12 protein-coding genes and 4 pseudogenes are annotated in these 14,617 nt (G+C 58.7%); 9 read left to right on the forward strand and 7 right to left on the reverse strand.

Annotated features, from left to right (window positions below):
- The first annotated feature begins 90 nt into the window (after positions 1-90).
- The 4 genes and pseudogenes from EV675_RS01110 to EV675_RS01120 form a co-directional block, all read left to right on the forward strand.
- Positions 91-1,148: pseudogene (locus EV675_RS01110) on the forward strand (ABC transporter substrate-binding protein).
- A 74-nt stretch (positions 1,149-1,222) separates the two neighbouring features.
- Positions 1,223-1,444 (forward strand): annotated as a pseudogene (locus EV675_RS30260) (Rieske 2Fe-2S domain-containing protein); the annotation flags it as partial.
- 48 nt (positions 1,445-1,492) lie between these two features.
- Positions 1,493-2,239 (forward strand): hypothetical protein, encoded by a 747-nt coding sequence (locus tag EV675_RS01115; protein WP_242621294.1) that lies wholly within the window; start codon positions 1,493-1,495, stop codon positions 2,237-2,239.
- 16 nt (positions 2,240-2,255) lie between these two features.
- Positions 2,256-2,357 (forward strand): annotated as a pseudogene (locus tag EV675_RS01120) (integrase); the annotation flags it as partial.
- Positions 2,358-2,504: 147 nt separating this feature from the next.
- Here the strand turns inward: EV675_RS01120 and EV675_RS01125 are convergent.
- Complete coding sequence (locus tag EV675_RS01125) at positions 2,505-2,798, reverse strand: hypothetical protein (protein WP_130355605.1); 294 nt, start codon at positions 2,796-2,798, stop codon at positions 2,505-2,507.
- Positions 2,799-3,254: 456 nt separating this feature from the next.
- On the opposite strand from EV675_RS01125, the pseudogene EV675_RS01130 reads away from it, so the two are divergent.
- Positions 3,255-3,544: pseudogene (locus EV675_RS01130) on the forward strand (integrase); the annotation flags it as partial.
- Between the two features lie 205 nt (positions 3,545-3,749).
- Entirely contained in the window at positions 3,750-3,965 is a 216-nt protein-coding gene (locus EV675_RS01135) for a hypothetical protein (protein WP_130355606.1), read from the forward strand.
- A gap of 127 nt (positions 3,966-4,092) precedes the next feature.
- Here EV675_RS01135 and EV675_RS01140 read toward each other — a convergent pair whose 3' ends face one another.
- The 4 genes from EV675_RS01140 to EV675_RS01155 form a co-directional block, all read right to left on the reverse strand.
- On the reverse strand, positions 4,093-4,851 hold the full coding sequence (locus tag EV675_RS01140) for a hypothetical protein (RefSeq protein ID WP_130355607.1): 759 nt from the start codon (positions 4,849-4,851) through the stop codon (positions 4,093-4,095).
- A gap of 12 nt (positions 4,852-4,863) precedes the next feature.
- Positions 4,864-5,973, reverse strand: coding sequence for a J domain-containing protein (locus EV675_RS01145; protein ID WP_130355608.1), 1,110 nt, complete (start codon positions 5,971-5,973; stop codon positions 4,864-4,866).
- 1,315 nt (positions 5,974-7,288) lie between these two features.
- Entirely contained in the window at positions 7,289-8,599 is a 1,311-nt protein-coding gene (locus EV675_RS01150; RefSeq protein ID WP_242621295.1) for a sulfatase-like hydrolase/transferase, read from the reverse strand.
- Entirely contained in the window at positions 8,596-9,570 is a 975-nt protein-coding gene (locus tag EV675_RS01155) for a Bug family tripartite tricarboxylate transporter substrate binding protein (protein ID WP_130355609.1), read from the reverse strand. The genes EV675_RS01150 and EV675_RS01155 overlap by 4 nt, the downstream gene beginning before the upstream one ends.
- Before the next feature lie 118 nt (positions 9,571-9,688).
- Here EV675_RS01155 and EV675_RS01160 point away from each other — a divergent pair, with 118 nt between their 5' ends.
- Together EV675_RS01160 and EV675_RS30160 are read left to right on the forward strand one after the other, a co-directional pair.
- Positions 9,689-10,420: a LysR family transcriptional regulator gene (locus EV675_RS01160; RefSeq protein ID WP_278044751.1), complete on the forward strand. Its 732-nt coding sequence runs from the start codon at positions 9,689-9,691 to the stop codon at positions 10,418-10,420.
- The gene (locus tag EV675_RS30160) at positions 10,368-10,652 is read left to right on the forward strand and encodes a LysR substrate-binding domain-containing protein (RefSeq protein ID WP_278044764.1); all 285 of its coding nucleotides are present in this window, start codon (positions 10,368-10,370) and stop codon (positions 10,650-10,652) included. The genes EV675_RS01160 and EV675_RS30160 overlap by 53 nt, the downstream gene beginning before the upstream one ends.
- On the opposite strand, the gene EV675_RS01165 is transcribed toward EV675_RS30160, so the two are convergent.
- Together EV675_RS01165 and EV675_RS01170 are read right to left on the reverse strand one after the other, a co-directional pair.
- Positions 10,609-12,570, reverse strand: a complete 1,962-nt coding sequence (locus tag EV675_RS01165; protein WP_165404369.1) for an FUSC family protein — start codon at positions 12,568-12,570, stop codon at positions 10,609-10,611. The genes EV675_RS30160 and EV675_RS01165 overlap by 44 nt on opposite strands.
- Before the next feature lie 29 nt (positions 12,571-12,599).
- On the reverse strand, positions 12,600-13,592 hold the full coding sequence (locus tag EV675_RS01170) for an alpha/beta fold hydrolase (protein WP_130355611.1): 993 nt from the start codon (positions 13,590-13,592) through the stop codon (positions 12,600-12,602).
- Positions 13,593-13,725: 133 nt separating this feature from the next.
- On the opposite strand from EV675_RS01170, the gene EV675_RS01175 reads away from it, so the two are divergent.
- Complete coding sequence (locus EV675_RS01175; RefSeq protein WP_130355612.1) at positions 13,726-14,607, forward strand: LysR family transcriptional regulator; 882 nt, start codon at positions 13,726-13,728, stop codon at positions 14,605-14,607.
- The last annotated feature ends 10 nt before the right edge of the window (positions 14,608-14,617 follow it).

Here is a 14,617-nt window from a genome sequence, read left to right on the forward strand (position 1 = left end):
GGCGTACTGCTGTCCTTCCCTGCCCTTGCCCAAGTAAAGATCGGATTCATTGCCGAGCTCTCAGGCCCGCAGGCTACGCTTGGTGAAGACATGTTGGACGGCTTCATGTTGGCTGTCGAGCAAGAGAACGGGCATTTAGGCGGAATTGCTGTCTCGGTGTTGCGCCGCGACAGTCAACTCAAGCCATAACTTGCAAATCAGATTGCTGACGAGCTGATCGAGAAAGAGCGCGTGCCAATCATTGCAGGGTTGTCGTTCTCGAACATTGCCATGGCAATACAGCGGAAAGTAGCGGCTCGAAAGGTCTTTATGGTGTCAGGCAATGCAGGCCCGTCACCGCTCGCAGGGGCTGCCTGCTCCCCGTACTTTTTCTCGGCAGCCAAGCAAAACGATCAGTTCGCTGAGGCCAGTGGGAGTTACGCCAAGCAAAAAGGCTACAGCAAGGTCATCGCGCTCGCTCCGAACTATCAGGCCGGTAAGGACTTCATTGCGGGCTTCAAACGAAACTTCGGCTCACCGCTCGAAGAAGAGATGTACACCCAGCTTACCCAGTTGGACTTCTCGGCCGAAATAAGTCGAGTGACAGCTGCGCGACCTGACGCTGTGTATGCCTTCTATCCGGGGCGAATGGGGTCGCTTTCATCAAGGCCTGGCAGCAGGCAGGATTGCTTGGCCAGATCCCCTTACTGACCAACGCGGCTGTCGATGGCACTGCCTTGCCTGCGCTCAAAGACAGCGCGATCGGGGTATTCAATAGCGCAAACTGGGCTCCCGATCTGCCGAACGCCGTCAACCAAGACTTCGTTCGAAGGTTCGAAGTTCGTTATAAGCGTGTCCCGTCGGAATATGCAGCTCAATCTTATGATTCGGCCCTCCTGATCGGGTCGGCGCTTAAAGCCACTGGAGGGAACGTCGCCAACAAGGCTGCGTTCGCTAAAGCACTGCAAGCTGCGGACTTCGCCTCCGTGCGAGGCAACTTCCGGTTTAACCACAACCACTTCCCTATACAAGACTTCTACATGTTTGTAGTCGACAAGGATGGGCTAGGCCGAGTCAGTTTGCGCACTGTGTCAAAGCCGCTGCCAGACAGTGCGGACAGTTTTGCTTCCGCATGCAAGATGCCGTCGATTGCCGCAGACAACGGCTGAGCACGTGCGACCAAGGTTCGTTTGCATACAACGTATGGGAGAACAGCATGGACTACTTGATGAACTGTTGGTACATGGCGGGCTGGAGCGATGACGTCCCTGGCTCGCAGTTGGTCGCGCGAACGTTTCTTGACCAGCCGGTCGTAATGTTTCGGCGGTCCGATGGAACGCCCGCGGCGCTCTTGGATCGCTGCCCCCACCGGGTGGTGCCATTGAGTCGTGGCATCCACCTAGGTAACGCTGTGCAATGTGCTTATCATGGCCTGCGATTTGACGGTAGCGGTGCATGCATTCAGAACCCGCACGGGGCTATACCGCCTGCTGCGCGGGTAAAGAGCTTTCCCATGGCTGACGCACACGGCATTTTGTGGATTTGGATGGGCGACGAACCCCCCGTTGAGGAAGCAATTCCGGACTTATCTCACATTCAAGCGCTTCCGGCCCTGGCGCAGTCCAAAGGCACAATGCCCTCGGCTTGCAGTTATCTGTTAATCATCGATAACGTGGCGGACCTGAGCCATGTCGAATACCTGCACGCGTCAACGCTGGGAGGCGGCGCCTTCATCGGATCACGGCCCCGGGTCGCAGGTAGCGAAAACGATACAGTCGTGACGATCACCCAGTTGAGTGAGGCGGTTGCCGCACCGCCGGTCTATGACCGATTTTTGGCAACACCAGGCGTCAAAGTCGACTTGATGAACAGGGTTACCTGGATGGCTCCCGGCGTGCTCAAGCTAGACATCAGCGTCGTGCCAGTTGGGGAAGCGCCTGAAAGCGGGCTGCGCACCTTCAACGCTCACATCGTGACGCCTTGCACGGCGACGACCTCGCACTACTGGTATTGGCTTGGACGGGACTACCGGCCCGAAGATGCGGACCTAACGCGTCTGCGCCAAGCGCTCATGACGGATGTTTTTCACGTAGAGGACAAACCAATCCTCGAAGCACAGCAGGCACTGCTCGGGACAACCGACCTTTATGCCGCACATCCAGTGTTGATGGGCACAGATGGGGGTCCAACTCGCATCCGACGCAGCTTGGGGCGACTCATGTCAGCAGCGTCGGACAACAGAGTCAGTAGCGCGCAATAGAAATACGGCAGGGAGCGAAGGCCTGGGCGGACGCTCACCGGTGGGAGCAGTAGAGCCCGGTTCAGTCGATCACGTGGCGAGCGCGGTGTTCAACGTGCTGGGCGTGCAGGTGAGTTGAAGATGCCGCTAGCGTGAGCATCACATTGCCGTTGCTCACGCCATCGAGGCAGGTACCCTCCTCCAGCGCTTGAGCCGCGGCGCCGAGCGGGCACGAGCACTATTTATAGGAAACGCCCCCAAGAAAACCGGGGGCGCGAGGTGTTGCTTATTGCATGTTGGTAAGACGGACCATGACATGCGGCACGCCGCGCCGAGGTGCAATATGCAGTCGGCAGGTAGACACAATTTGGTCCCAGATGGCCTCGGGCATGTCTGAGTCGGATCCCGCACCCGTTAAGCCGGGATCCACCATGACGACGGTGTCCGACCATTCATCGGGCGCGCCGTTGCGGTGCCAGGTAAATTTGCGATCGCTGTTGTTCAGCCAAGACTGGAAGTCCGGGTCGGCGAAAAACTCCGGCGCGTTGATAACCAGGGCCGGGGAAATTTCGACGTTCATTGCAGCACTCCTAAAATGTAGATGACCTACCTGTGTATAGGTCGCCGTGCAATTTAAGTGTGTGCACTCGCCAGCTTCGGTCAGATGCTTGCTTGCAATGATGTGGCGCCCTGCCCGCCGCGAGGCACACGAGCCGGTTGATCGCCTTGTTGAAGCAACCTGCTTACTTGCCTCGGCCGTCATGTGTCTGCGACCGTCGAGTACAGCTCACTGCTCAGCATGCCGATCTAACCGGCGGGCGCTACCAAGGGCGGCTAAGACCGTCAGTCAACGAGAGAGTCGATAAGCGTCGCCTTATGCCGCCGCGCGCGGTACCGCTCCACCTGGTAAGCATGGTTCGGTAGCAAAAAGCCACTGCGACTGTCAGGGCTTCTGTGCTGACCAGGTGACCATGATGTAGCGAAAACTTTTATAGGTGCTCTTATTCTTCTGAATCAGCTATCCAGAAAAATAAGAAAGAATCGCCAGCAAATCTACAAGGATGTTGATTCCCGTCGCTTGCTTGCCTTAAATGTTGGGCCCCGCGGGCAGAAGTTTTCGGATTTGCAGCTTGACCTGCTCAAGCAGCAACTGACGCAGACGGTGCTCCAGGAGGGTGAGGGCATCGATCACTGGACGATCTACCGTGCGCTGGCGGAACAGCTCGAAGGCCTGGGCGGACGCTCACCGGTGGAAGCAGTGGAGCCCTGTTCGATCCATCGCCTAGCAAGCGCGATCTTCAACGTGCTGGCGTGCAGGTGCATTGAAGAGGTCACTCGTGAGCATCCAGTCGCCGTCGCCTGTGATCGAGGCAGGTACCCTTCTCCAGCACGTGAGCCGCGCCGCCTATCGGGGCAGTCCGCTGTACTTCGGCAGTGATGGGACCAATCGCTACAACGAGTCGGCACGGGACGACATTAAACGTGGGTCTGCCCGGTATTATTTGGGTAACTGAGACGAGGTCATACTTCTATGGAACCTGTGCTTTCGCTCGAAAATGCACTTGGCCGCACCTATCGCGCAGTCCTATGCACAGTGCCTGGCAGCAACATCGCGGTCTATCGCCTCGATGATGGCGTTATTGTCTACAAGCAAGGGGATGGCTCCTTCAAGGATAGGAAGGGCGTCACTTACCGTAAGAGCGATTTGCGTGAGGACGGCGCTGGTGATGCGGGAGCAGAGATCTAGCAGCGGAGCTATCGTGTTTCCTAAGGACGACGCTGGCTGGACGAATGCGCCGCTGGCGGATGAGTAGCTACCTCGACGCCGGTCCTAAGTCCAAACGGTGGTCGCTCACGTTGATCGCCACTACAGGCTATCGAGGGACGACGGCGAAATCAGCAGGATCACCTGGGTTCACCCAGCGGAAGCCAACAGCAGGAACAACCGAAAAATTGGCGGGGTCAGAAGGATTGGCCCAACGATAGCCGGCAGCTGGATTCCATTGACGCTCCTTGTCTGACGCATTGATCGCTGCGTACCGTGGGTGCGTCGTTCCAGGCACCCATACCACCGGCCCTAGCCCGGGCGGATTTAGCCACCTGTAGCCCGGCGATGGAAGCCAGTGCCCCTCCTTCGTCGCGGCGATAACGTGATCATATTGCGGGTGGCGGTTGCCTGGAGACCATGCAGCCGGTCCGAGTTTGTCTGAAGTCACCCAGTCATAACCAGCCTCCGGTTGCCAAACGTTTTTCTCCGATGCAGCAATGACGTGGGCAAAGCGCGGATGCGACGAACCAGGACGCCAAGGCTTCTCCTTGCAAGCTGGATTCGATCCGTCTAGCGCACACAGAAACGTCTTGGCCAGCTCGGCATTGAACGCGTCGTTCTCCCTATCTTTTTTGCCCTGCGTTATCAGATCGCTCGGGTCAACCCAGTCGACAGCTCCATTGGCGTACATGACTTTTACGCGGCGGGCGCCTGCGTTGACCGAAACGACGGTCACGAGCGGCTCATCCATCCCCTTTCGGAGATAGTACGAGTCGCCCACATCGATCGAAGCTAGCGGCACGCCATGACTCTGCCCGGCCACACCGAGCAAGGCCGCAAGCAACAATGAGACGACTAGCTTCATAGTGCCCTCCGGTTATCTCGACGGCTCGTTACAGGAAAGGCGGATATAGATGTGTGGCGCGTCCGTCACTGGCACGCGGGCAAATCTTCGAGTCTTTCCTTCGAATTCAAGCAGCTCTGTGTCGTTTCCGGAGCCGGCCCACACATATGCCCCATCTGTCGTCATAGCGAAAAAAAAGACATCGTCAGCGGGCACTTTGAGCAGGGCTCGGTCATTGAATAGCGCCGTATCGCGTGAGTTCGCTTTCGCCTGCCATATGCCCAAAATTCGCTTGTAGTCCTGGAGATATCTGAGGCCAAGCATGATGGGCCGTCCACAATCGACGTCTGCGTACACGCGCTTGTAGGTCGACGTCAGCGTTGTCGGTTTCGCTGGTTCCGAAAGCTGTGGGGCCTGCTGCGCCAAGCTTTCAGTCGAAGCCAACGATGGAGACGTCTGCGCTGGTTGCACTGAAGGCGATGACGAGGAGGAAGATTCGTTGAACATCGACGATAGGATGATCGGCGCAGCTGCGAGACCGACCACCGTCGCGCAGGTTGTTATCAGGGTTTTTGTTCGGGAGGTATATCGAAACAAGACTGCGAGCGATTCGTCGTCGTTGGCTGAACGCACCTTCTGCGCGCGCTGCTCGATTGCAGACCTCGCAGAGAAAATGATGGCTGCAAGGAGCGCGAGCGTGACAATGACGGGGTGTCTTTCAGACCATTGCTTAGCGGCGTCAATTTGCGCCACCAGTACGAACAGTAGGAACAGTGAAAAGGTGGCGCCTGCTATCGCACCCGGCCAGAACGCAGCGGCAATGCGTTCAGACATCTGCACTCTTTCATACGCAGACAAGGTTGAAGAGGCCGGTTGCGGATCTTCACGGGCAGCAGTTCCATCATCATGATGGGTCTCCTGCTCCTCGATCCACTCGTCATAGGTAATGCGCGCAACTGGATCGGATAACACCTCATAGGCGCTCGTCAGTTGCTTGGTGATTCGTTCGGCTTCAGCCCGGTTGCTTGGAGGCTGCTTGTCGGGGTGCCACTTCTGCGACAGATATCGGTACGCGCCCTTGATGGCGTCAAGGCTGGCATCACGCTTCACCTGAAGACTGTCGTAGTGAGTGTGCAGCGCCACGGCCTACCCCCGATTTGAGGATGGGCATGAGCGCTCTCGGCGCTCGTTGCCCGTCTGCCGTAGGTGGAAGTGTCTAGCGATCGCTCGGCAGCAGCGAAAGACATAACCGCAGGTAAGCGGCGCGCCCCGGCACAGAGCCCGGTACGTGAGAAATCTTATCTGTCGATTCTGGCGGCGTCCACAGCGAAATGCGCCCGTTGGAAGAAATCAATTAGTGTTGAGCCAAGACCGCATTGGCCGTATCTTCGCCGGGTAGACGGGGTCATTTCTCCTCTCCCAGCGAGCCCTTCAGCCACGCGCGAGAAGTTGCGCCACCGTTGCCGCTAGCGCAACGCTCTTACAACCCGAGAGCGTGAGATGTGCCTTACTCGACGCCGGTTAGCCGAACCACGGCATGCGGGACACCGAGCTTTGCCCGATTGCATTCGACAATCTGGAATGCGCTCGCCAATGTCTATGGGTAAGCTATCACCCACCCTGCACAGGAGGCAGCCATCGCGCAGAGCGGGCACTGAGAAGCACTTTGAAAGGGTCGATTGCAGCGTATGGAACATCGCGTAGAGCAATGCCTTTTGAAACGCAGCTTTCGGCTGATACTTTAAGTATTACGGTCGACCTAGACCGAGTGCTCGGATTATCGAGTGAGTGGAGGCGTCACCACTGGCCAGCCTGTGCGGCCTAGCCGACCAGTCGTAAGCCAGCGGCCTTCGTCGGCATCCTGGCGCGACAGGTCATCGGCCCATTCCTCAAGACTTGGATCGCCGAATCTCAGCCTGATGAAAGCGGTTCTTCTTGGCATCCGTAAATGTGCCGTCGGGCTGTTGGTAGATCAGCTGTCCATCGGCTATCCGGAAGATCACTGCATCAATGCCAGTGTCGAGAAACCTTCTTGACGCTACGAAGCGATTTCCCTCAGCGTCTAAGACGTCGATTGTTGTCGGGATCACAGGCACTTACTTCAAGGCGTGTTCAGCGCAAACGGCACCGCACCACTGTAACCGACAGAAGAGCTAGCCGCATCAAGCGTAGGCACCTACTCGAGCCGCATTACTTACCAGTGGGACTCTCTGGTGTGACGATGCCTTCAGCAAAATTTCGGCGACATGTCTCCGCGTTCAGATGTTCGATCTCCGCGGACTGCCCAGTACGTACTCGCAGCGATAGTCTAAATAAAAGGTGCCCTGCGGCACTCACTTGTTCCCTGGCGACGGAATAGGCTTCCCATGCCTTGGGGTCCAAGCCAGCGTCACTCGCCTGCACATACGTTTCGCGTAGCAAGCCGGCAGCTCTATCGAATTGTTCGAGCGCGTGGCGTTCAGACGGCGTCAAGATGCTCTCCAAAGAAACCGGCTTTTGTTGACCCGTCAACACCGCCAGCGATTGCACGCAGGCTGCGACCGTGATGCTCGCCCAACGGTAACGCACCCGAGTAGTCCGAGAATGTGGCTGCCAGATCGAGCGTCGACACCGGATCTTGTACGGTCTGCCCCGCGACCACCCCAGGCCCGGTCGCCACCATGGCGACGCGCAGTACGCCGTCGTATGCCATTGGACCCTTCAGCATCAGACCGTGATCGCCCAGCCACTCTCCATGATCCGACGTGAAGACCACGAGGGTGTTGTCGTCCAGGCCAAGCTCATGCAGCGCTGTGTTGATCCGACCGATCTGGTGGTCGACTTGCGAAATCATGCCGTAGTAGTTCGCAATGACTTGCCGCAGCTGCGCGTCAGGCTGCGTGGGCATGCGACTGAAATTCTGACGTAGCGCCTGTACCTCTGCGTTTCCCTGCGGACGATTTTCCATGCTTGCACGATGCCACCACGGGCGGCGGTCGTAATCGGTGGTTCGATGCTTGGGAAGATCCACGTCGTCGGGATGATGCAGCCGCGACCAGGGTTCTGGGCAATCGAAGGGGTGATGCGGGTCTGGGAAAGACGCCCACAGGCAGAATGGCGTATCACCTTGGTTGCGCAGGAATTCGATGGTCCTGTCGCCGATCCATGTGGAGTTGTGCCAGGCCGCAGGCAACGCGGATCGGAACGTCTGCGGTGCGCCGCTCGGCGGGCCAAGATCGGTTTTATACCGTTCATTGCGCAGGTCGCCCAGGCCATCACCGTAGTACCAACGCGAGTGGTGCAGGCCGCCGGGAAGCGGCGTTGGCAGCCAGTAATTGTGGCCTTCGACAACCAGTTCGACATGATTGAAGCCCATGTAGGGGCCATTCCAATCGGCACCGAATTCTGGTTCGCTGTATTGGCACTCTGGCCGACCCGTCGGTTGGAAGGTGTGGTGCGTCGAGAAATGCGCTTTGCCGATGAAGCCGGTCTGGCATCCCGACGCGGCAAGACTTCCGGCGAAGCCGGCTTCGCCGGTAGCTTCCGGTAGATCGATACCGTTGTCACACACGCTATGGGTAAGGGGGAGCAAGCCTGTCAAAATCGAGGCGCGGGATGGCTGGCACACGATGTTCGACGTGATGCACGATGAAAATACGGTGCCCCTTCGGGCCATATCGTCGATATGCGGTGTTTTCACCTTGCGACCAGCAAAGCCCACGCAATCGCCGCGATGCTGGTCGGTCGTGATCAAGAGAATGTTGGGCTTTTTCTTGCTGTCTTGCGTCATGGCTGAGCCTGCGTCTGCTTGAGTTTCGAAATGATCGGCGCGTATCGCTGTGTGTCCGATTCGATGCGTTGCTGCAATGCCGCCGCATCACCTTCCGCCGCGTTCACGCCGATCGCCTGCATCTTCTTGCGCGCGTCGGGCGTGCTGAGAAACTTCCCGAGTGCGGACGACAGCTGTTTCAGAACGGGCGAGGGCGTCTTGGCCGGTGCGAGCAGGCCAAACCAGCTTTCGAAGACGAAGCCACTGACTGAATCGGACAACAGTGGCACGGTGGGAAGATCGTTCAGCTTCGTCGCACCGCTGACGGCCAAGGCCTGGACTTTGCCTGCCTTGACGGGTCCCGATGCCGTGCCTGCTGCGATGAACATCAGGTCGATGTGCCCGCCCATCAGATCCGTGAACCCTTGCGGCGCAGCCTTGTAGGGAACGTGCTTGAGCTCCATGCGCGCGTCGTGCTGGAGCAATTCCATTGCAAGATGGTGGACTGAACCCTCGCCTCCGGTTGCGTAGGTGAGCATGCCGACGCAACAGCCGCGAGCCTGTTCGACAAGTTCGGGAACCGAGTGGAATTTTGCTGCTGGGGACGCAACCAATACGTACTGCAATGTTGCGAGGGTGCCTACCGCTGAAAAATCGCGTTTCGCGTCATAGGGCGCCTTCGCAAGCAGATACGGCGACGCCACGAGGGCTGCATCCAACCCAAGCAGGAGGGTGTAGCCATCCGGCGCTGCGCGCGCTACAGCCTGGGTGCCAATGATCGCAGCGCCGCTTGGCCGGTTCTCGACGATGACGGTCTTGCCAAGCTCCCGCCCCAGCCCTTCGGCGACAAGCCGGGCGACTGCGTCGGCCGCTCCACCTGGAACCGACGGCACGATCAGGGTGATCGGCTTTGTCGGGTAGTTCTCTGCGAAGGCCGTCAGTGACACTGCAAGCAGGGTGATGCCGAGCATCGACCGGAAAATGTTGAACATGGTGCGTCTCCTCCAAATCTCGTGCGTGACCCGCACTGTGATCGCGAATGGTGGGCGGAGAAACCATATACGTCCAATGCTATATTTGGCTCACCCCATACACGAACAGGCATGACCCATGGCGGACGATGCGCCGGCACTGCGACCGGATTGGTACCTGAGGGGCCGGTTGCGCCTGCGGCACCTGCGTTTGCTGGTTGTCCTCGATGACGTGAACCATGTTGGCGAGGCCGCCCGCCAAATGGCGACGACCCAGCCAGCCATTTCCAAGATGCTTGCCGAGATCGAAAAGCTCGTGGGCGCCTCCCTCTTCACACGCACATCCAAAGGCACCTTTCCGACGGCTCGCGGTGCGTCAATGATTCGGCATGCAAGATGGGTGCTTGGAGATCTGGACAGAATGGGGGCGGAATGGAGCAGTGGCCATCTGCCGCATAGCGAGACGATCCGCGCAGGCGTGAATTCTTCGACTGCGGCGTTTCTGATGCCTCACGCGCTGATAGCGCTGCCGCAATGGTCGAATGCGCGCGTGCTGATTCGTGAAGGCTCGATCGAGGCTTTGTTGCCTGACGTCCAGAACCGAAAGCTTGACTTGCTGATTGCTCGTCTTGGCCCCGACACAGTGGATCCTGATCTCGTACAGGATGTATTGGGCGACGAACCGATGTGCGTCGTCGCCTCCGCAAATCACCCTCTTGCGGGGCGCACATCGTGCACCTGGCAGGAAGTCACCACCTTTCCATGGGTCTTGCCCCCCAGCCGGCAGCCCCGTACGAGCCGGCCTCGACCTGTTATTCCTGCGGCATGGCGTCGCGCCTGTGGCCTCGGTCGAGTCAGCCTCCGTCCTTAACAATATGGTGATGATGACATTGGGGGAACATGTGTCGCTTGTGCCCCGGGCGGTCGCAGCGTTCCATTCGCGGCACTCCGGTATCTGTATTTTGCCGCTTGAACTGCCAGCGACATTTGGTCCGCTGGGAATCGTGCGTCATCGGAGCTTATCCCTGTCTCCCGGCATGCAAGCTCTCATGGAATGCCTCAAGCGCGCAGCATGCGCCTCGGTTTCAGAGCTGGCGTTGTGAACGCCGCTGGGCAGGCACGAAGTTCACGAGCGGCCAGCTTGAGCAGCCAGCAGCATCGCGCAGCCTGACTGCTTTCAGTGGTACTGACGGTATGAGAGATGGCCATGAATTTCTGGCCCACATCCGCAGGGTTATGAAGGGGCGCACGCATCAGGCGGAGCGCTTCCTCCGCAGCAAGGCGTCCGGCTGTTGGCATTGACGGCCCGTTGCTTTCGCCAAGCATGACAAGGGCGTGACCCAGGCTGAGCGCCGCGAGCGCCTCTTCCACCTGCTGGACCTGCCCTCGGGAACGCACCGCAACGCTGAAAACGAGATACCGCAACCGGCCGAGGTGGCGCTCTGCCAAGGGAGTACCCGCTCGTGCCGAAATGGCATGGATCTCCCTGCGGATGGATGCACGGAGGTGCCCCATTCGCCGGCCGGAATTCATAGGCAAAGTCCAACGGAATAGCGCGTAGTTCAGGGCAATGCCAACGATCAGCATCGCCTCGTTCGTGACCACAACCAACGCGGAGCTCTGGCTGATGTCAACCGGACGTGCTAGGACGATGAACAGCATATTGAAGGCCAGTCCGACAAATTGCGTCTTTGGTCTTGCCTGGAAGAACGAGGCACCCAGCAGCAGCGGCACTGCCAGCAGCAGAGAGATCCAGCCCGTGGAGACTTCCGGGATGACACCGAGGCGCCACAGTGCCGCCGGGACTACGGCGGCCAGGCCCCCGATAAGGATCTGACGAACCGCCCGGGCTGGCTCATCCACCATGGAAAAGAGAACCACGAAGATACCGGTCCCGAGCAGCAGATATCTTAGCGGCTCCCACCCGGACAGGTACCAACCCGAGCCGGCGATTGTCGTGGCGACGGCCCCGCGAAGCATGCCCAAGCGCAGGGCATCCAAGTCGGGATGTGGCAAGGACACGTGCCGCCTACCTTCCACGCTGCGCTGTGAGAGCTTGCCGAAGCCGTCTGCGGCGCGGACGAGCAATGTGCGAAGTTCTTCCAGAACCGGAGACAAAATGGGATCCGTTGCTTCCAGGCGGCGAGCGATGACATTGACGGACTGGATGTCCAACATGCCTGTGTTGCGTAGCGTTATCGCAGCCCCGTCAAAGGCGTCTTTGAGTTCGGCAAGTTCTGCATGTCCAGGTGCGGTGGGCGAGCCTTCGCGCGATCGAATTGCTCGCGCGAGCACGATCAGGTCGAGCAGCAAGGCGAACAGCGCGTTCAGTTCGTTCAACTGTCTCCTGCCCTCGAGCGATCCTGCTGCGGCATCTTCGGCAGTGCCTTCTAGCGCAGCCAATGAAATCAGGAACTCGCGCTCCCGCACGACCGTCTGCTCATTCTGTCCCACCAACGCATCGCCGATAAGCTCAAGAACCTGCGCGACCAGCGCTTCCACACGATTGGGCGTGTCGAACCGGACAGCGGGCGGTCCAAGGAGAATCGAAACGCCGACCGCCGATGCGACACCGATTAGGGTGTCCAACACACGGGCAGCCGCAAACTGTGCCGGGTCGATTGAGGTATCAAGCGTGAGGGCAACGATCACCACCGACGTCAGTCCGCACAGCGCCGCACCATACGCACGCTGGTGCCGCATCGCATTTGCAACGCCACAACATATCGCAATCCATGCAACCAGGCCGACAAGCCCGGCGGCAATGGATGTTTCCCCGACATAGACCAGTAATGCGCCTGCAACTGCACCAAGCAGCGTCCCGGTGAACTGCGCAAAACTGCGTTCCAGCAGTAGCCCTTTGGGAGGCTGGCCGATCATCCATACAGCCATCGCCGCCCACCAGGGATAGTCCAATCCCGATGCAGTGGCAAGCGACACTGCCAGCAATGACGCGATCGTCAGGCGGGTTGCCACATTGCGTACTTTGGGGTCCAGAAACGGAGTGATAAGGTGCTTCAACGATTCCACCAAACGAAAACGGCAACTGACTATTTGTCGAGGAACTTCATGAGATCTCGCGTGAACTTCAGCGGGTTTTTGAACATCAGGAAATGATCGCCCTGCTCTTCTTTCGCGTAGACGTATAGGGCAGAGCCTGGAACGGTTTTATGAATCCAGCGCTGACTTGGAAGATTGTTGCTGTACTCACCAGAGAACACGGCCACGGGCACGTCAATCTTGTTCTTAATCACGTCGCGCCAGTCGTTGGTGATGTGGTCGAACAGGACTCGGGCGATCGCCTGCGGGTCGTTCTTGATGTACGTGCGCGCAAACGCTTCTGAATTCACGTAGTACGGCGAGTCCATCTCCATGGCCCGTTGCCATGGCGCCAAGTCGGTAACCAGGCTGTTCAGGGGCGTACCTTGCGTAAAGCCGGACACCATGCGCTCCGGCGAGGTCGTCGTCCCCCCGGCATCGAGCCGCTCCTGCTCGGTCCAGTCCTGATGCGAATAGATCGAGACAGGCTCGTCGACAAAGACAACCTTGTTGATCGACTTCGTGCCAAACAGATCGATGTAGCTCCACAACACAGAGGCGCCCATGGACCATCCCGCATAGTCCGCCTTTTTGACTCCCAGGTGATCACCCAATTCCTTCAGGTCCATGGCAAATCTGGCGATCCTGCCGCCATGAGCGACGCGCTGCGAGAGCCCCTGGTTACGCGGGTCGAGCACGTACACGTGGTAGTGCTTGCTCAGCAAATACATGACGTTGACGAATTCGGCGCCGTTCGCTGACCATCCCGGAATGAAGATCAAGGGCTTGCCTTGGCCGGCTTCCCAGTACGCCAGGTCGACTCCGTCCGATGTGGTGAACCGATTGATTTGAAGCGACGGGAAATCTGACAGCCGCTGTGGCACGCCCTCAATGCGGTTGGGAAAGGCGAAATCGCCGCCCAGCACCTGAATTGCGGGTTCGGCTATGGCTGTAGAGGCAGAGACCAGGGCAATGCCGAAGGCAACGGCAAGACGTCGCAGCATGATGGGTGTTCCTGAAATAAGGGTAGCGATTCAGTGTAGATATGATAAGAATCGAGATAAATTGCTGGTTTGGTTCATCATTGCAAACGGGCCGTTTGGAAAGCGTTCTGCCGCATCGAACAAGGAATTCCTCATGGACCGGCTCACGAGCCTCGCCATCTTCGTCAAGGCCGTTGATCTTGGGTCGTTCAGTGCTGCGGGCGACGCGCTCAACATGTCGCCCCAACTCGTCGGTAAACATGTACAAGGCCTTGAGCATCGTCTTGGCATGCGCCTTCTGGCGCGCACCACTCGGCGCCAGAGCGTCACGGACTTCGGCCGCCTGTTCTATGACCGAGCAAAAATCATTCTTGCCGAGGTCGAGGCTGCTGAAGGCCTGGCCGCTGAAACTCGAGTGGTCCCGACAGGAAAGCTTCGGATCAATGCGCCGGTCAGCTTTGGTATGCACACGCTCGCACCTGCCCTGCCGGATTTTTTGAAGGCCTATCCCAAGGTGGACGTTGAGCTGACCTTGAGCAATCGGACGGTTGACCTTATCGACGAAGGCTATGACGCGGTATTTCGCATTGGCACCTTGTCGGACAGCGGGCTGATTGCACGGGCGCTGGCGCCCTATCGTTTGTCAGCGTGCGCGGCGCCATCCTACCTGGCGAGCAGTCCGCCCCTCGCCACCCCGGCCGATCTCGCACGTCATGCCTGTCTTGGATTCGCCCACACCGAACTGCGTGCCCGTTGGACGTTCGATGGGCCGGAAGGAACGGTCGTTGTCCCTATCTCCAGCCGCTTTGTCGCAGACCACGGTGAGCCGCTTTTACGTGCTGCGGTCGCAGGTCTGGGCGTTCTCCTGCAACCGCTGGAGGTGGTGCGCGAGGCGCTGGCCGACGACACGCTTGTCCAAATTCTCCACGACTACAAGGTGCCATCGCGGGAAATGCATGTTTTGTATGCGCCTGATCGGCGCGTCACCCCGAAGCTACGGACCTTTCTGGACTTCGCTCTCGACGCTTTCGGGTGACCGTGTCAAA

Origin of the sequence: Pigmentiphaga kullae, from assembly GCF_004216695.1 — a bacterium.
Classification (GTDB): Bacteria; Pseudomonadota; Gammaproteobacteria; order Burkholderiales; family Burkholderiaceae_B; genus Pigmentiphaga; species Pigmentiphaga kullae.

Bases quoted from the DNA above. Each gene is read 5' to 3' on its own strand.
- EV675_RS01115 (WP_242621294.1), top strand. From the start codon at position 1,493: ATGGCTGACGCACACGGCATTTTGTGGATTTGGATGGGCGACGAACCC.
- EV675_RS01125 (WP_130355605.1), bottom strand. From the start codon at position 2,798: ATGAACGTCGAAATTTCCCCGGCCCTGGTTATCAACGCGCCGGAGTTT.
- EV675_RS01135 (WP_130355606.1), top strand. From the start codon at position 3,750: ATGGAACCTGTGCTTTCGCTCGAAAATGCACTTGGCCGCACCTATCGC.
- EV675_RS01140 (WP_130355607.1), bottom strand. From the start codon at position 4,851: ATGAAGCTAGTCGTCTCATTGTTGCTTGCGGCCTTGCTCGGTGTGGCC.
- EV675_RS01150 (WP_242621295.1), bottom strand. From the start codon at position 8,599: ATGACGCAAGACAGCAAGAAAAAGCCCAACATTCTCTTGATCACGACC.
- EV675_RS01155 (WP_130355609.1), bottom strand. From the start codon at position 9,570: ATGTTCAACATTTTCCGGTCGATGCTCGGCATCACCCTGCTTGCAGTG.
- EV675_RS01160 (WP_278044751.1), top strand. From the start codon at position 9,689: ATGGCGGACGATGCGCCGGCACTGCGACCGGATTGGTACCTGAGGGGC.
- EV675_RS01170 (WP_130355611.1), bottom strand. From the start codon at position 13,592: ATGCTGCGACGTCTTGCCGTTGCCTTCGGCATTGCCCTGGTCTCTGCC.
- EV675_RS01175 (WP_130355612.1), top strand. From the start codon at position 13,726: ATGGACCGGCTCACGAGCCTCGCCATCTTCGTCAAGGCCGTTGATCTT.